Source organism: Variovorax ginsengisoli, from assembly GCF_030811835.1.
Taxonomy (GTDB): domain Bacteria; phylum Pseudomonadota; class Gammaproteobacteria; order Burkholderiales; family Burkholderiaceae_C; genus Variovorax; species Variovorax ginsengisoli_C.
This window is the reverse complement of the sequence record NZ_JAUSRO010000004.1, coordinates 353,280-372,382: the sequence shown is the minus strand read 5'-3', so window position 1 is coordinate 372,382 and position 19,103 is coordinate 353,280. Positions and strand designations below refer to the sequence as shown.

At 65.2% G+C, this 19,103-nt stretch carries 18 protein-coding genes; 6 read left to right on the top strand and 12 right to left on the bottom strand.

The window, feature by feature from the left end; all coding sequences use genetic code 11:
- Positions 1–34: 34 nt before the first annotated feature.
- Genes J2W36_RS07980 through J2W36_RS07960 form a run of 5 tightly spaced genes read left to right on the top strand, consistent with a single transcriptional unit; the run spans position 35 to position 5,555 of the window.
- Positions 35–1,678, top strand: a complete 1,644-nt coding sequence (locus J2W36_RS07980) for an ABC transporter substrate-binding protein (protein WP_307689167.1) — start codon at positions 35–37, stop codon at positions 1,676–1,678.
- A complete protein-coding gene (locus tag J2W36_RS07975; RefSeq protein ID WP_307689166.1) occupies positions 1,675–2,685 on the top strand; it encodes an ABC transporter permease in 1,011 nt (336 codons plus the stop codon). The genes J2W36_RS07980 and J2W36_RS07975 overlap by 4 nt, the downstream gene beginning before the upstream one ends.
- Positions 2,682–3,590: an ABC transporter permease gene (locus J2W36_RS07970; protein ID WP_307689165.1), complete on the top strand. Its 909-nt coding sequence runs from the start codon at positions 2,682–2,684 to the stop codon at positions 3,588–3,590. Before J2W36_RS07975 ends, J2W36_RS07970 begins: the two co-directional genes overlap by 4 nt.
- A 4-nt stretch (positions 3,591–3,594) precedes the next feature.
- Positions 3,595–4,614, top strand: a complete 1,020-nt coding sequence (locus J2W36_RS07965; RefSeq protein WP_307689164.1) for an ABC transporter ATP-binding protein — start codon at positions 3,595–3,597, stop codon at positions 4,612–4,614.
- Positions 4,611–5,555 (top strand): ABC transporter ATP-binding protein, encoded by a 945-nt coding sequence (locus J2W36_RS07960; RefSeq protein ID WP_307689163.1) that lies wholly within the window; start codon positions 4,611–4,613, stop codon positions 5,553–5,555. The genes J2W36_RS07965 and J2W36_RS07960 overlap by 4 nt, the downstream gene beginning before the upstream one ends.
- A 1-nt stretch (position 5,556) precedes the next feature.
- Here the strand turns inward: J2W36_RS07960 and J2W36_RS07955 are convergent, their stop codons facing one another.
- The 12 genes from J2W36_RS07955 to J2W36_RS07900 all read right to left on the bottom strand — a co-directional run bounded on the left by J2W36_RS07955 (position 5,557) and on the right by J2W36_RS07900 (position 18,028).
- The gene (locus tag J2W36_RS07955; protein WP_307689162.1) at positions 5,557–6,543 is read right to left on the bottom strand and encodes a Bug family tripartite tricarboxylate transporter substrate binding protein; all 987 of its coding nucleotides are present in this window, start codon (positions 6,541–6,543) and stop codon (positions 5,557–5,559) included.
- Between the two features lie 13 nt (positions 6,544–6,556).
- Positions 6,557–7,465, bottom strand: a complete 909-nt coding sequence (locus J2W36_RS07950) for a class I SAM-dependent methyltransferase (protein WP_307689161.1) — start codon at positions 7,463–7,465, stop codon at positions 6,557–6,559.
- A 142-nt stretch (positions 7,466–7,607) separates the two neighbouring features.
- A complete protein-coding gene (locus J2W36_RS07945; RefSeq protein WP_307689160.1) occupies positions 7,608–9,251 on the bottom strand; it encodes a hypothetical protein in 1,644 nt (547 codons plus the stop codon).
- A gap of 175 nt (positions 9,252–9,426) precedes the next feature.
- On the bottom strand, positions 9,427–11,604 hold the full coding sequence (locus tag J2W36_RS07940; protein WP_307689159.1) for an EAL domain-containing protein: 2,178 nt from the start codon (positions 11,602–11,604) through the stop codon (positions 9,427–9,429).
- 24 nt (positions 11,605–11,628) lie between these two features.
- Positions 11,629–12,426 carry an alpha/beta fold hydrolase gene (locus tag J2W36_RS07935; RefSeq protein WP_307689158.1) on the bottom strand — a complete coding sequence of 266 codons (798 nt, stop codon included), beginning with the start codon at positions 12,424–12,426 and terminating at the stop codon, positions 11,629–11,631.
- 223 nt (positions 12,427–12,649) lie between these two features.
- A complete protein-coding gene (locus J2W36_RS07930; protein ID WP_307689157.1) occupies positions 12,650–13,615 on the bottom strand; it encodes a threonine ammonia-lyase in 966 nt (321 codons plus the stop codon).
- On the bottom strand, positions 13,612–14,634 hold the full coding sequence (locus tag J2W36_RS07925) for a M14 family metallopeptidase (RefSeq protein WP_307689156.1): 1,023 nt from the start codon (positions 14,632–14,634) through the stop codon (positions 13,612–13,614). Before J2W36_RS07925 ends, J2W36_RS07930 begins: the two co-directional genes overlap by 4 nt.
- A 10-nt stretch (positions 14,635–14,644) precedes the next feature.
- Positions 14,645–15,544, bottom strand: a complete 900-nt coding sequence (locus J2W36_RS07920) for a transporter substrate-binding domain-containing protein (RefSeq protein ID WP_307689155.1) — start codon at positions 15,542–15,544, stop codon at positions 14,645–14,647.
- The gene (locus J2W36_RS07915; protein WP_307689154.1) at positions 15,495–16,223 is read right to left on the bottom strand and encodes an amino acid ABC transporter ATP-binding protein; all 729 of its coding nucleotides are present in this window, start codon (positions 16,221–16,223) and stop codon (positions 15,495–15,497) included. The genes J2W36_RS07920 and J2W36_RS07915 overlap by 50 nt, the downstream gene beginning before the upstream one ends.
- Positions 16,204–16,860 carry an amino acid ABC transporter permease gene (locus J2W36_RS07910; RefSeq protein WP_307689153.1) on the bottom strand — a complete coding sequence of 219 codons (657 nt, stop codon included), beginning with the start codon at positions 16,858–16,860 and terminating at the stop codon, positions 16,204–16,206. The genes J2W36_RS07915 and J2W36_RS07910 overlap by 20 nt, the downstream gene beginning before the upstream one ends.
- A gap of 1 nt (position 16,861) precedes the next feature.
- On the bottom strand, positions 16,862–17,527 hold the full coding sequence (locus J2W36_RS07905; protein WP_307689152.1) for an amino acid ABC transporter permease: 666 nt from the start codon (positions 17,525–17,527) through the stop codon (positions 16,862–16,864).
- 3 nt (positions 17,528–17,530) lie between these two features.
- Positions 17,531–18,028, bottom strand: coding sequence for a RidA family protein (locus J2W36_RS07900; protein ID WP_307689151.1), 498 nt, complete (start codon positions 18,026–18,028; stop codon positions 17,531–17,533).
- A 183-nt stretch (positions 18,029–18,211) separates the two neighbouring features.
- Between J2W36_RS07900 and J2W36_RS07895 the strand changes: the two genes are divergently transcribed.
- A complete protein-coding gene (locus tag J2W36_RS07895; RefSeq protein WP_307689150.1) occupies positions 18,212–19,015 on the top strand; it encodes a FadR/GntR family transcriptional regulator in 804 nt (267 codons plus the stop codon).
- Positions 19,016–19,103: the final 88 nt, after the last annotated feature.

Below are 19,103 nucleotides of genomic sequence, written 5' to 3'. Positions count from 1 at the left end.
TTCATCGACCTTTCCTGCTGCGACCGATCTCTTCATGCATTCGAACCGACGACACTTCATCCATTCCGCGGCCACGCTCGGCGCCATCGCCACGGCCGACAGCCTGTTTGCCCTCTCGGCCTTCGCACAGACGACCGGCACGAAGCCGGTGCGCGGCGGCATCCTGAACGTCGCGGTCTCGCCCGAGCCGACGCTGCTGACCTCGGCCTTCATCACCACGATGAACATCGGCCAGGTGTCGAGCAAGGTGCTCGAAGGGCTGGTGAGCTACGACCTGAAGCTGCAGCCGGTGCCCGAACTTGCGACCTCGTGGGAGGTCGCGCCCGACGGGCTGACCGTGACATTCCACCTGCGCAAGGGCGTGAAGTGGCACGACGGCAAGGACTTCTCCGCGGCCGACGTGAAGTACACGCTGCTGGAGGTCTGGAAGCCACTGCATCCCTTCGGCCGCGCCGCGTTCACCAACGTGACGGCGGTCGACACGCCCGACCCGCACACGGTGATCGTGCGCCTGTCGTCGCCCGCGCCTTACTTGCTCAACTACATCAACACCTACGGTGCGCAGATCCTGCCGAAGCACCTCTACGAGGGCACCGACGTGCTGAAGAACCCGGCGAACAACGCGCCGATCGGCACCGGCCCCTTCGTCTTCAAGGAATGGGTGAAGGGCAGCCATGTGCGGCTGGAGCGCAACCCGAACTACTGGGGCCGCGGCCCCGGCGGCGAGCAGCAGCCCTACCTCGACGGCGTGGTGTTCAAATTCATCCCCGATGCCGCGGCGCGCACCGTGGCGCTGGAGGCCGGGGAGCTCGACGTCGCACTCGGTTCCAGCATCCCGCTGTCGAACCTGAACAAGTTCAGCGACAAGTCGAAGTACACGATCAACCTGGACGACGGCCGCTACCTCGCGACCATCTTCCTCACCCAGTTCAACGTGCGCCGGCCGGCGCTGTCGGACAAGCGCGTTCGACAGGCCTTTGCGCATGCGATCGATCGCAACGCGCTGCTCAAGGTGGTGTTCCTCGGCTACGGCAAGGCGGCGACCGGCCCGGTGCCGTCGTCGGTCGTCAACTACTACTCGCCGGAAACCCGCCAGTACCCCTACGACCTGAAGAAGGCGGCGGCGCTGTTGGACGAGGCGGGACTGAAGCCGGGCAAGGATGGCAAGCGACTGAAGATCACGCTGGACTTCGACGCCGGCGGTGGCGTCACCGCCACCCGGCCGGCCGAATTCATCAAGCAGTCGCTGGCGCGCGTGGGCGTCGACGTGGAGCTGCGCGGTGGGGACACCGCCACCTACCTGCGCCGCATCTTCAGCGACCAGGACTACGACCTGATGATCTCCAGCCTGCACCGTCTGCCCGATCCGACGCTCGGCGTGCAGCGGCTGTTCTGGACGAAGAATATCGTCAAGGGGTCGCCGTGGACCAACGGCTCGGGCTACTCGAATCCCGCACTCGACCGCATCATGGAGGCGGCCGGCGGCGAAGCCGACGTGGCCAAGCGCAAGGCGCTCATCAAGGAATGGCAGCAGATCGTGCAGGAAGACTTGCCGGTGCTCGACCTGGTGGAGCAGACCTGGGTCACGGTGTCGACCGCGCGCCTGCACAAGCAGGTGCTGCAGGGCGACGGCCTCTTCGCGTCGTACGGCGACGCCTGGCTCGACGCCAAGAAATGAGCGTCCGCCTCGCGTCCCCGCTGTGGGGCTTCCTGAAAAAGCGGCTGCTGCAGGTGCTGCCGGTGGTGTTCGGCATCGCGCTGCTCAACTTCCTCATCCTGCAGGTTGCGCCCGGCGACGTGGTCGACGTGATGGCCGGCGAGGCCGGTGCCGCCACGCCGGAGTACATGGCGCAGCTGCGCGCGAGCTTTGGGCTCGATCAGCCGCTGTACCTGCAGCTCGGCCACTACCTCTGGAACATCGTGACGCTCGACCTCGGCTTCTCGTTCCGCCAGAACATGCCGGTGTTCGACCTGGTGATCGACCGGTTGCCGGCCACGCTGCTGCTGATGGTCGCGGCCATCGCCATCGCGCTGGTGCTCGGCGTGGCGCTGGGCGTGCTGTCGGCGCTGAAGGTGCACACCTGGGTCGACAACCTCAGCTCGCTGTTCGTGCTGGCCGCGTACGCGATGCCGACCTTCTGGCTCGGGCTGATGGCGATCGTGCTGTTCTCGGCCCGGCTGGGCTGGCTGCCCTCGGGCGGCATGGTGGACATTAGCGCGAACCACACCGGCTTCGCCTGGGTGGTCGACGTCGCACGCCATGCGGTGCTGCCGGCGACCACTCTCGCGACCTTCTACCTGGCGGTCTACGCCAAGCTGGTGCGCACCTCGATGCTGGAGCTGTACGGCGCCGACTTCATCCGCACCGCCCGCGCCAAGGGCGCCGGCGAGACGCGCATCACGCTCGTGCACACGCTGCGCAACGCCTTGCTGCCGCTGGTGACCATGCTGGGCTTCCAGATCGCCTCGCTGCTGAGCGGCGCGGTGCTGGTCGAGTCGGTCTTCAGCTGGCCCGGACTCGGCCGCCTGGCCTTCGAGGCGATCCTGGCGCGCGACTTCAACCTGCTGCTGGGCATCCTGCTGCTGAGCTCGATCCTGGTCACGCTCATCAACATCCTCGTTGACGTGCTCTACGCCTGGCTCGACCCGCGCGTGCAGCTCGCATCGTCGGGAGCGCACGCATGAAGCCGGTCCTGGTGAACGGCACGAACGGTGCCGTGACGCCCGTCCGCTACGACGGCGGCCGCCTCGCGCGTGCGGCGGGCTTCGCGCGCGAGGTCGCACGCAACCGCCCGGCACTGGTGGGCCTGGTGCTGATGCTGCTCGTGGTCGCGGCGGCGACGCTGGGCCGCTGGTTCTTTCCCGGCGACCCGTGGGACATGGCCGGTTCACCGATGCTGTGGCCCGGCCAAGACGCCGCCCATCCGCTGGGCACCGACTTCATGGGCCGCGACCTCGCGACCGGCCTGGTGTCGGGCGCCGGCGTTTCGCTGCTGATCGGCCTGGTCAGCACCTTCATTTCGGCCTTCGTCGGCATCACCATCGGTGCGCTGGCAGGCTACTACCGGGGCCAGGTCGACGCGGTGCTGCTGCGCGTGATCGAGGTGTTCCAGACCGTGCCGAGCTTCGTGCTGGCCGTCGTGCTGGTGGCACTCTTCAAGCCGTCGGTGGCGACCGTGGTGTTCGCCATCGGCATCGTGTCGTGGCCGCCCACCGCGCGGCTCGTGCGCTCGCAGTTCCTGCAGCTGCGCGAGCGCGAATTCGTGCTGGCCGGGCGCACGGCGGGCATGAGCCATGCGCGGCTGATCCTCACGCAGATATTGCCGAACGCGTTGCCGCCGGTGGTCGTGGTGTCGACGCTGGCCGTGGCGCATGCGATCCAGACCGAAGCGGCGCTGGCCTTCCTCGGCCTGGGCGACCCCAACGTGATGAGCTGGGGCACCATCATCGGCAGCGGCCGCGAACAGGTCACCGACGCTTGGTACATCTGCGGCCTGCCCGGTCTTGCGATCGTCATCACGGTGCTGGCCTTCAACCTGCTGGGCGAGGGCCTGAACGACGCCATGAACCCGCATCTGCGGCGGAGGTAGGCGCATGGCCCTGCTCGAAATCCATGAACTCCAGACCTGGTTCGACACCCGCGCCGGCGTGGTGAAGGCGGTGGACGGCGTCTCGCTGAGCGTCGACCGCGGCGAGACGGTCGCGCTGGTCGGTGAAAGCGGCAGCGGCAAGTCCGTCACCGCGTATTCGATCCTGCGGCTGATTCCGCGCACGCAAGGTCGCATCGCCGGCGGTCGCATCGTCTTCGACGGCACCGACCTCGTCACGCTGCCCGAGGCCGGCATCCGCGCGCTGCGCGGCAACCGCATCTCGATGATCTTCCAGGAACCGCTGTCGGCGCTCAACCCGGTGCTGAGCATCGGCAGCCAGATCGCCGAGGCGATCCGCCTGCACCGCCCGGTGGACCGGGCCGCGGCCTGGAACCAGGCGGTGCACCTGCTCGACCGCGTCGGCATCCCGATGGCGCGGCGCCGCGCGGACGACTTCCCGCATCAGCTCTCGGGCGGCATGCGGCAGCGCGTGGTCATCGCGATCGCGCTGGCCTGCGAACCTGACCTGTTGATCGCCGACGAGCCGACCACCGCGCTGGACGTCACGACGCAGGCCCAGATCCTCGAGCTGCTGCAGGAGCTGCAGGCCGAGCGCGGCATGGGCCTGCTGCTGATCACGCACGACCTGGGCGTGGTGGCCGAAGTGGCCGACCGCGCCGCGGTCATGTACGCCGGGCGGGTGGTGGAGCAGGGCACTGTGGCGCAGTTGTTCGACGCGCCGGCCCATCCGTACACGGCCGGCCTGCTCGCGTCGATGGCGCTGGGCGAGCTGGTGCCGGGCAGTCGGTTGCCCGAGATCGCGGGCACTGTGCCTTCGCTGCTCGACATGCCGCCCGGCTGCGCCTTCGCGCCGCGTTGCCCGCAGGCGCGCGCCACCTGCCTCGGCATGCGGCCTGCGCTCGCTCCGGTGGGCAGCGGTGCGCACCGTGTCGCATGCTTCTTGCCGCTGTCGGATGCCGCCGCGTCGGCCGAACCGCGCGAACTGCTGCGGGAGGTCGCATGAGTGTTCCACTGTTGAGCCTCAAGAAGGCCGTCAAGCACTACCCGACCCAGGCCGGCATGGTGCATGCGCTTGACAGCGTCGATCTCGAGGTCGGGCGCGGCGAAACGCTCGGCCTGGTCGGCGAGAGCGGCTGCGGCAAATCGACCGTGGCACGCGTCGCGCTGCGCCTGACGCCGCTGACCGCGGGTCGGATCGACTTCGACGGTGAGGACGTGACGAAGCGCGAAGGCAAGGCCTTGCAGTCGGTGCGCAGCCGCTTGCAGATGGTGTTCCAGGACCCCTATGCCTCGCTCAATCCGCGCGTCAATGTCGGCCGTGCGCTGGAGGAGCCGTTGGTGGTGCAGCAGCGCGGCACCGCGGCCGAACGGCGCGAGCACGTGGCCTGGGCGCTGGCGCGTGTCGGCCTGCGGCCCGAGATGGCCACGCGCTACCCGCACGAGTTCTCAGGCGGGCAGCGACAGCGCATCGGCATCGCGCGCGCGCTCATGCTGCGTCCTGAGCTGATTGTCTGCGATGAGGCCGTGTCTGCGCTCGACGTGTCGGTGCGCGCGCAGGTGCTGAACCTGCTGCTCGGGCTGCGCGAGGAGTTCGGCGTGTCCTATCTCTTCATCTCGCACGACCTGTCGGTGGTGCGGCACATGTCCGACCGCATCGCCGTGATGTACGCCGGCCTGGTGGTCGAGCAGGGACCGCGTGATGCGGTGTGGCGCGCGCCGCTGCATCCCTACACCCGCGCCCTCATGTCCGCGATTCCGCGCACGCAGCCGGGCACGGTGCATCGCGCTCGCACGGTGCTCGCGGGCGACCTGCCCGATCCGCTGCAGCCGCCCGTGGGCTGCCGCTTTCATCCACGCTGCCCGCAGGCAGCAGAGCGGTGCCGGCAGGAGGCGCCCGCGCTGCGGCCGGTCGCCTCGCAATGGGTCGCCTGTCACTTCGTCTGACCTAATCCGCCTTGATGCCGCTCACCTTGACGAGCTGCGCGTAGCGTTCGTACTCCGCTGCCACCTGGAGAGAAAAGGCGCGCTGCGTGTCGCCCGTGCTCTCGATGCCCTGCGCGGCGAGATCGGCGCGCACCGCCGGGCTGCGCACGATCGGCGTCACCGCCGCGCCGATCGCGTCGACGACCGCCTGTGGCGTCCGCGCCGGCGCGAAGAGGCCGAACCAGGTGCCGGATTTGAAGCCCGCGTAGCTGTTGGCCACGGTGGGTACGTCGGGCAGGAGCGGATGCCGCGCCTCACCGCCGACGGCCAGCGCGACCAATCGGCCGCTGCGGATGTGCGGCAGCGCGGGCCCGATGGCGATGAACATCACGTCGACCTGGCCGGCAATCACGTCCTGCATGCCCAGCGGGCCGCCGCGGTACGGGATGTGGGTGACATGGATCCCGGCTCGCTGCTTGAGCAACTCCATGCCGAACTGCTGCGGGCTGCCGTTGCCGGCCGATGCGTAGTTGTATTGGCCCGGCTTGAGCTTCGCGGCGTTGATGAAGTCGCGCAGCGTCTTGAATCCGGTTCGTGGGTTGGCCACCAGGACGAAATCGATCTTTCCGAGCGACACGACCGGCACCAGGTCGGCACGCGCGTCGTAGGGCAGGCCAGGCAGCAGCTGGGGCAGGATCGTGATCGGGCCATCGGCGCCCACCAGCATGCTGTAGCCGTCCGCGGGCGCTTTCGCGAGCGCCTCCGCCGCGACGATGCCGCCCGCCCCCGCACGGTTGTCGATCACGACGGGCTGTTGCCATACATCGGACAGGCGCGGCCCGAGATAACGGGCCAAGACATCGGGCGCGCTGCCGGGCGTGTTGGCCACTGTGATGTGGACGGGGTGGGTCGGCCAGTTGGGGACCGCGGTCTGCGCCTGCACCGACGCGATGTGCGCGGTGCTGCAGATCAGCACGAAAGCGGTTTGAAGGAATGTCGATAGACGCATGAGCTCTTCCGGTTCAACGCGTGGCGCGCGATGGTGCAGCGGCCGACAGGGGCTTCACGAAGCGCAGTGTCATGCGGTCCGACTCGCCGATCGCCACGTACTTCGCGCGGTCGACCTCGCCACCTCGCAGCGTGGGCGGCAGCGCCCACACGCCTTGCGCATGGTCGTGCGTGTCGCGCGGGTTGGCATTGACCTCGCTGGCGGCCTGGAACACGAAGCCGGCGGCGCGGGCGCGTTCGACGACGAAGTCCTGCGGAACGTAGCCGCTGTCGATCACGCGTGCCAGCGAGGTGCCGGGCGGCGCGCGGTGCTCCTCCACGCCCAGCACGCCCCCGGGCTTGAGCACGTCGAAGAAGGCGCGCAGCGTCTCGTCGAAGTGCCCGTCTGCGATCCAGTTGTGGATGTTGCGGAAGGTGAGCACGGCATCGGCACCACCCGGTGGATGGACGTCCGTGAAGCGCGTGACCGGCAACGTGCCGAGCACCACGCGGCTGTAGGTCACCGGGTCGGCCGCGAGTTTGGCGCGGAATGCGGCGCGGGCGCGGCGCTGATCGCTCGTACCGTCGGCGGGATAGTGCGCTGCATACAGCCGGCCGTGCGGATTCAGGAAGGGCGCGAGGATCTCGGTGTACCAGCCGCCGCCGGGCGCGATCTCGATCACCTGCCAGTCGGGGCGCAGGCCGAAGAACTCCAGCGTCTCGAAGGGATGGCGTGCACCGTCGCGTGCGCGGTTGGCCGCGCTGCGTTGCGGCCCATCGACCGCGGCGTGCAAGGCCGCGGCGGACGCAGTAGCCGGTCGGTCGACGGCTGCTGCGACGCCCGTCAATGGCAACAGGGCCAGCGTCGCGAGCACTCGTCGGCGAATGCTGGATGGCTCGGCGGAGTCAACGGTCTGGTCGAGCGGGGCGGTACGGTCGTTCATCGGGTTTGCGGTGTTTTGCATGACTGGCTGGTGCGCGGGTGTGAGGATGGCATATCGCGGCGCTCGCCACGCTTGGCTATGCGCGCCGATGTGCTGGACGGCGCTGATACTCAGCGTGCCCCGCTAACCCCGTTAACCCCTCTTACAACGAGCAAAGCTGCTCACGCAGAGGAATCGAGGTTCGGCTGAAATGTCGCAGGCTACCTGAAGGATTCCAGTCGTCGCCGTCGATGCTGTAGGTGTCATCGAAAGGCTTTGAATTGGTCGTGGACTGGGCGTAAAGCGGCGTCGTATAAGGCGCAAGAACCGCCAAATGCAGTCGGCCGTCGGGACTGAATGCGAGGCCCTCTCCTTCGGTTCGGTTCGGCTCATCATAGTGAAGAAGTTCCATTACCGCGCCGCTTCTGGGGTCGACTTTGTAGATTCGTTTTCGCTTCAATGTACTCCCCGATACCGAGTCCTTCGTATCTGCTGAGGCATACAGCATTCCATTAAATACCTTTGCACCTTGAACGCGTTTTCCATCAAAGGAAACCTCCAATGGGACTGACCGAAGCAGTTTGAAATTCGCAAGATCAAATACGTTGAGCTTGCTCGCCGCTGAGGTGCTCCAAGTCACTGTGTAAGCCAATCCACGAGGGCCATCAACTGCGATCCATGGAACACCATCCGCATGCTCGGCACGCGGCAAAGCATATTTGATTCCTGTGTAAATCAGGGTCTTCGCGTCGTAGACGGCAACATAAGATTGCTGGGAAGAGTCATCTTCATCTTCTATCGGCGCATAAAGCTTGCCTTTGAGGATGTCGATATCTCCGATGTGCCCCATATGAACGCCACTGGCGTTCGCCGCATACTCAGCCTGGATCTCGGTTGGTAGCGCCAATGCTTGCGTCAGCGTGGCGTTGTAGTCGGTGTTTGTGCGTTGCAACCCGTAGCGCCAGGAAAAAACGGCAGTTTCCTCGTCGAAGGCCAAACCCTGACCTTTCAAGGTTGCCGGTATCTTTGCCGCTTCGTCGTTGCTGATGTAGGCGAATCCGGCCAAGTTGCCCGGCGTGCTCGTCAAAACCGATAAGACACGATCGAGATAACTCTGAAGTACCGACATGTCGTTATTAAACAGCGTTCGCCGAGCCACATCTTCTGTCCAAGTCTCCTGATCCAGCAACTTGCTCGCAGCCCGCAAGCTCACATTGATCGGCATGCTCCGATTGACGAGGCGTTTCTCCAAGGCGACGAGATCATCTTCCCCAAGCATGGATAGCTTTGTTCCAGACGCAGCCTGCGATATGGCATCCGGAATCTGAACGCCGTTCGACGGATCCTGGTCTGCGTCAAGCGACAACAGGAGACTGGTTAACTTTCCAAGCTCGGCAGAGCTGGTGCAATCATGCGCAGGGAGAAGATCAAAAATAGAAATCTTCTTCTTCGGTCGAATTTTCGCCAATTCAACTCCTGCCACCTCGAACGTCAACTCGCTGCTGGCTTTGACGGAAAGCTTTCCTGAAGAGTCAAGGGCAGAGACAACGCCGTCCACTTTCAATGTCAATGCGCTGAGTCCGGGCCATCCCACGACGGATATGTCAATGGTTTGCGAAGGCTGCGCGGCAGGCGAGCCAGTCGGCGTGGAAATGGGTGCAATCGGTTGACTTGAGGTAGTGTTGGCATCATTAGGCAGTGCGTTTTCACCTCCTCCACATGCTGATAACAAGACAGAGACCCCTGCGGCAATAGCTAAATTCCGAAAGCAAAAGCTGGAGGCAGGCGAACGCGGGGCGTATTTCATGATCTAAGGGGGTGTGGTTATGAGCTCCAATTCTTAGCTGGTCGCATGACACGGCTGCGAATCGTGCACCTCGGACTTGCGCTCCCCCGGCGAACCGCAGCGCCGCGATTTAGAGTCGCTTGGAGCTCTACCGACGGGAGGGGAATGGCGCGGCGAAGCTCGCTGTGCGTCGAACTCAGCCTGAGTGGCTGCCAAGACAGTCCGGTAGATCTCGCCCTGCGGCGTCGCCCCGTGCTGGTCGGCGCACGTCGACCTCCGAAAGCGGCACCGGCTTGCCGACCCCCCAGCCCTGGGCATAGTCGACGCCGATCTGACGCAGCGCCGCCAGGATGGCTGCGTCCTCCACCCATTCAGCCACCGTTTTCAGGCCGCACAGCTTGGCGACGCGATGGATCGACTCCACAATTTCCCGGTTGACCGGGTCCTGCCCCATCGTCTTGACGAAACTGCCGTCGATCTTCACGAAGTCGACCGGCAGCGAGCGCAGATAGCCAAAGGACGACAGGCCCGCGCCGAAATCGTCCAGGGAAAAAAGGCAACCGCGCTGCCGCAGGCAGGCGATGAAGCGCAGGGCGGCCGGCAGGTCGGCGATGGCCGCGGTCTCGGTGATCTCGAAGCACACGCGCGCCGGGTCGAGCGCACGTCCCGCCATCTGTTCAACGACGTAGGTGAGGAAATCGGCGTCGCCGAAGGACTGCCCGGACAGGTTGATCGAGACCTGCACCCCCGCATGGCGGTCCAACCAGCTGAAGGCGTTGAGCACCACCCATCGGTCGATGTGGCCCATCTGGTGATAGCGCTCGGCCGCGCTGATGAATGCCCCAGGAGGCACGAGCCGTCCCTCGTCGTCGCGCAGGCGCAGCAGCAGCTCCCCGTGCGGAGGCCCATCCAAGGTGCCGTCGACCCGCACGATGGACTGGAAGAACAGCTCGAAGCGATCTTCGTTCAGGTCGCCGCGGATTCTTGCGACCCAGCCCATCTCTTCACGGCGCCGCTGGATTTCCGCGTCTCCGGCATGCACGGTGTGCACGCGGTTGCGCCCGGCCTCTTTTGCTGCCTGACAGGCCATGCCAGCACTGGCCAGCGCGCCGTCCGCCGACCCTTTGCCCTCCGGAAGCACCGCCAAGCCGATGCTCGCGGTCAGCATGTGCGAGGACTCGCCGTGGCAAAAGCGGAACTCCTCAATGCGTTGGCGCAGGTTGTCTGCCAGGGTGGTGCCTGCGCCGACCGGGCACCGGGGCAACAGCACGCCGAACTCGTCCGAACCGAGTCGCGCCAGCATGTCACCTTGGCGCAGGCTCTGACGCAGCAGGTCGGCGATCTCAAGCAGCAACGCGTCGCCAGCCGTGGCACCGGCGGTGTCGTTGACGATCTTGAACTGGTCCAGTCCGATGTGGAGCAGCAGGTGGGGCTTGTCAGGCGTGCCACTGGCGCGGCTCAACTCGAAGTTGATAAGGCGTTCGAATTCGCGGCGGTTGAGCAGTCGCGTCAGCGGGTCGTGGGTCGCCTCAAACTGGCGTTCTGCGGCATCGGCGCGCCTTTGAGTCACGTCGCGCCAGACGTAGACGCCGCCTTCCCCGCCGTTGGCTTCGTCGCGTAGGGGCGCCGCAGTGCCTTCGATGTAGCGCTCCGTGCCATCGGCACGAACGAGCAGGAAATCGGAGAAGCTCTGGCTCTGCCCCTCACGCTGGAGCACGCGCAGGTCGATGAGTCGCCGCGACTGGGCCTCGAACACCCGGCCGATGGAGTCGACCGGCGCCCCCAACGCCTGCGCAGCAGAAAGACCGGTGACTGTTTCGGCACTGGGATTGAATGTGGTGATCCGCCCCTGGTCGTCGGTCGTCATCACTGCATCGGCGATGGATCGCAACAGCACGCGCAGCCGTTCGTGCTCAGCGCGCAGCGCCTTGTGCGACAGTATCAACGCCTCGGCCGCATCCTCGGCGTCGCGCCGGGCCGCGCGCAAGACTTTCTCGAACCGGCGCGTCTCCGTGGCATCGAAGACAGTGATCGAGACGATCACGACACCGGCGCCGCCGGCGCGTCGCAGGGCGCTCGCGAGAATGGGAAAGCGGGTGCCGTCCTGGCGCGTCAGGTCTAGCGAGATCTCGCTGACCGCCCCTTGGGCTTCGAGCCGTGGCACGAAGTGCGTTTCGTAGAGGATGCGGCTCGCTGGCGCCAGGAGCTGCTGCCATTTCACGCCGCTGCACAGTGAATCGCGGGTGCGACCCGCCCATGACGCGAAGCGCGGGCTGGCGTCGAGGATCGTGCCGTCGACGGCTGTGCTGAGCAGGCCCCACGGCGTGTCGGGGCCATCGTCGATGGCAGGGGGGGCTGCGGTGCTCTTGGTCATGGACGACGTCCGATGCTCCCGCACTCAAGACTGCTGTCGCAGGAAGTCGGTCAGAATGTCGACCACTTCTGCGGGGGCACTCATGTGGGGACAGTGACCCGTTGCGGCGAGATGCACCAGGCGGCTGCCGGCCATGCGCGCGGCGAGGTACTCGCCGACCGCTGGCGCGGCGAGTGCATCGTCGCTGCACTGCATGAGCAGGCTCGGCACGGGCATGCCGTCAAGGTCCGCGCGATGATCGGCCAGGAAGGTCACCCGCGCAAAATGGCGAGCAACGCTGCTCTCCATGCGGCAGAAACTGTCGCCCAACGCGCCGGCGAGCTCGGGCTTGTCGGGGTTGCCCATGATCACCGGCGCCATCATGCGGGCCCAGCGGAAATGGTTGGATTCCAGGGTGTCGAGCAGGCTGTCGATGTCCTCCCGCTCGAAACCGCCGACATAGGGACCGTGGTTGAGGTACGACGGCGACGGTGCGATCAGCACCAGTGAGTCGAAGAGATCCGGTCGTCGGCGCGCGGCCAGCACGCCGATCATCGTGCCGACGGAGTGCGCGACCAGAACCGGGCGGTCGAGTTGCGCTGCTTCGCAGATGGCGATCAGGTCGTCCGCGTGGCCATCGAGCGTGGCGTGGCGCACGGTGTCGTACAGCGTCGGGTCAGCGGCACCGCAGCCCGCGCAGTCATACAGGACGATGTCGTGGTCGGCGACCAAGGCATTCGCGACTTGGTGCCACACGTTCTGATCACAGCCGTAGCCATGGACGAAAAGCAGCGTTTTCCCGGCGCCGGTACGGGTGACGTTGTGGCGTTGAAGAACGGACATGACAGGAAAAAACGAAAGACAGAACGAATCAATTCTCTATCGGCAAAGCGTTTCCAGTCTTAAGGTACACGACGAAAATGTTTCAGCCGGTACGGGTATTCAAACCGCCATCCTGCAAAAGTTGCGCTGCGTGAACGCACGTGCACATGATCAGTCGTCACAGCCGATGCGTTCGCGCATGGTTGGCGCCCTACGTGAGGCCCTGATGACGATCTCTGGCATGTCAGCCAACGGGCATTCCGTCGCTCCCACTGCCGCACAGCACCACTGCGATTCTTTCGTCGTCTCGCCGCGCGAAGCAGCGTTGCGTGACTGCGGCCACCGCAGTGGCGGCGCCCAGTTCGATGGCGAGTCCAGTGTGACGCCAGGCATCGCGTGCCGCCTCTTCGATCACGGCTTCGTCGACCAGAACGATCTCGTCCACATGGCGCTCGATAAGCTGGAAATTCAGTGGCTCGGTCGAACGCGCTGCGAGGATCGGCACCTTGGTCTTCACATTCTCAAGCTTGACGATGCGGCCTTCGGCCCTGCACGTGAACAGTGTGGGGCAACCCGCTGCCTCGACGCCGATCACGCGGATCGATGGCTTGAGCAACTTCGCGGCCTGCGCGATGCCAGCCAGTAGCCCACCACCACCGATGGCGACCACCAGGGTCTCGACCTCTGGCCACTCCTCGATGATTTCAAGCGCGGTCGTGCCCTGACCGATCACCACGTCACGATCGGCATACGGGTGCAGCAGAGCGCCGCCATGCTCGGCGACGTTGGCGCCCGCGGCGTCCCAGCTCTGGTCCCAGAAGTCACCGTGCACGGTCAGTCGGGCACCGTGGCTCTCGATGCGCGCACGCGTGATGGACGTGCTGGTGTTCATGACGTAAACGTTGGCCGGCAGGCCCAGCGTCCTCGCCACGTAGGCCACCGCAGCGCCAAAATTGCCGCCAGAGGCCGTCGCGAGCCCTTGAGAGCGTACTTCTTCCGGCAGATTGAGCACGCGATTGAATGCACCGCGCGCCTTGAAGGACCCCGTCACCTGCTGGCATTCGGCCTTGAAACGAACATGCGTCGCACCGCCCGGAATCCATGGATGCGCCTGCACCAGAGGCGTTTGCCGAATGTAGGGCTTCACGCGGGCATGAGCGGCCACGTAGTCCTCGAGCGTGATCGGCACAGACGTTGCGCTCTCGGTCATGCCGTGGCCTCCGGTTCGTCTTCGACCAGTACGCAAAGGCTGTTGCCTTGGCGCGTCATGCCGAATGTGCGTTGCGAATAGACCGTACCGCCAGCCATGAAGCGAAGCTCGCGAGGGACCAATGCAGGCTCCGACAGCGAATGCAGGTAACCAGCGATATCGCCGACCGCGACGGTGTCGCCCAGGCTGTGCAATGGCTCGAAGTAACCGTCACCAGGCGACAGCAGGTTACCGCCGTGCGAGACGATGCGCACGCGCCGGCTCGGCGGAGGCGTAGCCGGCAACTCGGCCGGTACGATACCGAGCCGCGCCAGTACGCGCGCCAGACATTCGCGGGTGCGCTTCACGCCACGAGGCGACACACTGCCGTTCTCACCCATCTCGGCGGCGATCGCCGCCAGGCCCAGTTGCGCCGCAGCGCCGCAACTCGTCCGCGGGTCGCCCATGTTGTCGGTGATCACAGTGAACTTTGCGCCGAACCAGCGCGCCATGTCCTCTGCGCGCTCGCGCACCTCGGGTGCCAGCGTCGGCGTGACCACCACCTGCGCGCTCTCCTCGATGAACAACGAACTGCCACCCGCATGCAGGTCGATATAGGCGTTGCACAGCGGGAAGATCACGTCGTGGATGAAGGCAGCAATCTGCTCGGTCGGCGTCCCATACGGGTTGCCGGGAAACACACGCGCCAGGTTCTTTCCATCCAACGGGCTCACCCGGGATGCCGCACGCAGCGCTGGGGCATTGGCCGCCGGCATGAGGATCAGCCGGCCCCGGACCCGAGACGGGTCGAGCGAACGAATCAGCTCGTTGATGACGATCGGGCCTTCGTATTCGTCGCCGTGGATGGCACCGGTCACGAAGACTGTTGGACCCTCGCCATTGCCAACCACTGCCAGGGGAAGCGCCACGGCGCCCCAGGCGTCGTCGTGGCCCGAATGCGGCAGCCACGCATGGCCGACCTGCTTGCCGGGCCGCGCCCAGTCGATGTCGGTGAAAACCGTCGTTCCGCGCTGGCTCACTGGTAGCTCCTCACTTGACTTCCTTTTGCTCGTCCTTGAACCACTTCAGACGCAAGGCGGCGAGACTGCCGTCGGCCGTCTTGGCTTCGACGATCTTGTTCATCTCAGCGAGCAGCGCGGTTTCGCCCGGCTGCACCGCCATGAAGGCCGGGCTGATCCGGATCAGCGACTTCATCTCGATCCCCTTGGCCGGGTTTTCGTCGGCGACCTTCTGGGCAATGAAGTTGTTCTCGGCGAACAGCGGCGCCTGCCCCGAAAGGAAGGCCGAGATGGTCGACGCGGTGTCTTCGAGACGGATCAGCTTGGCGCCTGGCGCCATTTCGCTCAGCGACAGATCGGGCGTGGAGCCCTTTGGCACGGCGATGGTCTGGCCTGCGAGGTCGGCCACCTTGGCGACTTTCGGAATGCCTTTACCGCCGTACACACCAAGGTACACCGCCGCGTAAGGCTTTGAGAACGCCACCTGCTTAGCGCGCTCCGGTGAGCTGCCGAGCGCCGCAATCACCACGTCGACCTTGTTCGACAGCAGGTAAGGGATGCGATTTGCGCCTGTCACCTGCTGCAGTTCGAGTTTGACGCCCATCGTCCTTGCCACGTTCTCGGCCAGTTCGACGTCGAGGCCAGTCGGCTTGCCGGCTGCGTCGGTAAAGCCCCAGGGCGCCGCGTCGATGGTGGTCGCAATGCGGATCACACCTTTTGATTTGATGTCAGCGAGTTTGTCCGCGTGCGCGAACAGCGGGGACGCGCACAACAGTGCGGCAGCGATCAGGGATGCGGGTTTGAACATGGAATGACTCCTGAGAAGGAACACGAAGGAACAAGGGACGACGAGCAGAGGAAAAGAGGTGGAGCCGGGACGCTCAAACAACGGATTGCACGAACTGCTGGAACTCGGGCGTCTGCGGATCACCGAACATCCGGTCCGGCGTTCCGCGCTCCCAGATGCGGCCCTGGTTCATGAAGAGCACCTCGGAGGCGACGCGGCGCGCAAAGGCCATCTCGTGCGTGACGACCATCATGGTCATGCCGTCGCGCGCGAGGTCTTCCATGACACGCAGTACTTCGCCCACCAGTTCCGGGTCGAGTGCGGAGGTTGCCTCGTCGAACAGCATCAATTGCGGCGACATCGCCAGCGCTCGTGCGATGGCCACGCGTTGCTGCTGGCCGCCCGACAACTGTGACGGCATGGCGTTGAGCTTCTGCCCCAGACCGACGCGCTCGAGCATCCGCTTGGCGAGTGCAGGCGCCTCATCGCGCGTGATCTTCTTCGTCAACACTGGAGCCAGCGTGACGTTGGCCGACACGGACAGGTGCGGGAACAGATTGAAGCTCTGGAACACCATGCCTACGCGCTGGCGCAACGATGCGAGGTCGGTCGACGGTGCATGCACATCGACGCCATCAACGACGATGCGGCCAGCGCCGATGGTTTCCAGCCCGTTCACGCAGCGCAGCAACGTGCTCTTGCCGGAGCCGCTGCGTCCCACCAGCGCCACGATGTCGCCCTTTGCGACCTCGGTCGACACGCCGCGCAGCACGTGGTTCTCGCCGAAGTGCTTTTCGACAGAATCAATTTGCACGAGCGACATTCATGCGTCCTTCCAGTGAGAGTGCCAGGCGAGCCAGCGGGTAGCAGATGGCGAAGTAGCAGAGCGCCACGCCGCAGAAGACAGGCAGATGCGCCAGCGTCGAACCGGCAACGATCTGGCCCGAACGCGTCAGCTCGACCAAGCCGACCAGTGCGGCAAGCGATGTGTTCTTGATGAGTTGGACGAGGTAGCTCACGGTCGGCCCGAGCGCCACGCGCGCCGCCTGCGGCCACACCACGTGCCGCATGACCTGCCAGCGCCGCAGCCCGACGCAGGCGGCGGCCTCCCACTGTCCCTTCGATACCGACTCGATGCTGCCGCGCCAGATATCCCCGAGGAAGGCGCCGGCCGAGAGCGAGAAGGCAATGGACGCCGCGGCAAAGGCGTTGATCTCGATGCCCATCAGCATGGGCACGCCAAAGTACAGCAGGAACAGCACGCCGAGCAGTGGTGTGCCCTGGACCAGTTCGACATAGATGCGCGCCAGCACGCGCAACCACGCCTGGCGAGAGGTGCGCGCCACGGCAACGCCGAGCGCGATCACGCTGCCGACGGCCAGGGCGGTGAGTGCGAGCGCCACGGTCCAGCGGATGGCGCCGAGGATCAGCCAGAGATCCGCCATGGAGAGGCCGCGCATGTCAGGACTCCTTCGGAAAGAGGCGCCGCTGCACGAAGCCCAGCACGACGCGCAAGGCCTGCACGGCGACAAAATACATCGCGCAGATCACGAGGTAGACCTCGAAGCTGCGGAACGTGCGCGAGTCGATGAAGCTGCCGGCATGGAAAATGTCTTCCACGCCGATCTGCGAGATCAGGCTGGTGCCGATCAGCGTCAGCACCATCTGGCTCGCAAGCGAAGGAAACACATTGCGCAGGGCCGGCACAAAGAGCACGTGCACCAGCACCTGACGGGGCCGTAGGCCGAGCGCGGCACCGGCCTCCGACAGCGCACGTGGCACGGACAGCAGGCCGGAACGAAACACCTCGACCATGTAGGCGCCGCAGTAGAGCGCCAGCGAGATCACGCCGGCCACTGGTGCATCGAGGCGCAGCCCCAAGGTGGGCAGTCCGAAATAGATCAGGAACAACTGCACCAGAGCCGGCGTATTGCGAAAGAACTCCACATACGCGCGCGTCACACCGCGCAACACATTGTTGCCGTAGATCAGCGCAAGGGCGCCTGCCACGCCGATCGCCATGCCGAGCACAATGCTCGACGCCGCATAGGCCAACGTGTGCAGCATGCCATCAACCAACTGGCCGGTGTACGGCACGAGCGCCTCGAACTGGAACTGGTATGCCATGCGTCAGTCCACTTCCAGGATGGCCTCAACCTCGACGGTCTGGTTACCAGGCAGTGACCCGGCACCGATCGCGGAGCGCGCGCCGCGGCCGATCGCTTCGCCGAATACCGCAACGAACAGGTCAGAACAACCGTTGATGACCTTGGGATGCTGGGTGAAGCCGGGCACCGCGTTGACGAAGGCCAGCAGCTTCACAACGCTGCGCACGCGATCAAGTTCCCCGAGCGCATCCTTGGCGACGGCAAGCAGATTGAGCCCTGTCAGCCGCGCATGTGCATAGGCAGCCTCGATGTCGACCTCTTCGCCGACGCGGCCCATATGCAGGTGCCCATCGGCTTCCAGCGGGCCCTGTCCCGAGAGGTAGAGAAACGGACCGACGCGCCGCCATGCAACGAAGTTGGCGACCGGCGCAGGTGCCGGTGGGAGTGCGAGGCCGAGTACGGCGAGCCGCATCTCAGGCGTCAGCACAACGGCTGGCGCTATGTTGGAATCCAGTGCCATGGGTCAGGAAGCCGGGCCGCACTTACCACCAGGATGGTGCATCAGCCACGTTATCTGGGAAAATCGGCAAATTCACTGCGATTGGTCAACCAATCAAGTGCATTCCTCATTGCGAATCGCTGTTGACGTTTCACCGCGAGTTGGATTTATTCTAGGACTACCTTTCACGATTGGTCAACCATTTTGGCGAAATATCAAACCACTGCAGCACGCCCTTCGTCGAACGGCCCGTCCACTTCTCCTTCGTCCGCGCCGGTCGACGTCGCGGATTTGTCGGACCGCATTGCCGCGCAGGACAAGGCAACGGCCTCAAAGGTCTACCGCGCAATTCTTCAGTCGATCAGAGACGGCGTGCTCAAGCCCGGCGACAAGCTTCCCAACGAGCGCGACCTTTCGGCGCAGTTCCAGACATCGCGTGGAACGGTGCGCCATGCGTTGGCGATGATGAGTACGCAGGGCCTGTTGGTGCGTAAGGTTGGAAGCGGTACCTTTTTGGCAGAGACGCTGCTCCAGTTGCTCAGCGAGACCGATCTTCCGGTCGCGGCACACCACGAAAACGTGCCGACCTACGGGGAAATCCTGGAAGGCAGGTTGCTGTTCGAGCCTGCCATGATGGCCCTGTCAGCGCAGCGTGCGGACGAAGAGGACTTCGCGCTGATGCGCCGCCACCTCGCCGCCGTGCGCGACGCCGACCAATGGATCGATTTCAAGGAAGGCATCTATGGCGTGCACCAAGCGATCTATCGCGCCACCCGGAATCGCTTCATGATGCAGGTATTTGAAGCGGTGGTCACGGATCGCCGCGCGGTGCAGTATGACGGGCGATCCAGCCTGCACAGCCCGGTCGGCACCATCGTGCGAGAGAAAGCGCTGCGCGAATTGACTGCAATCGTCGATGCGCTCCAGGCGCGCGACGCCAAGGCGGCAACGCGTCTTGCCACCGACTACTTCACACAAATCCTCGCTTCGCTCAGCGTTTACGGATAGGCAAAGCGTGCCAGCGGCATTGCGGATGCGGATTCAGACGGCGCCACGCGGCTGTGTCTGGCCAGGATGTGTGGGCGCAGCACGAGCC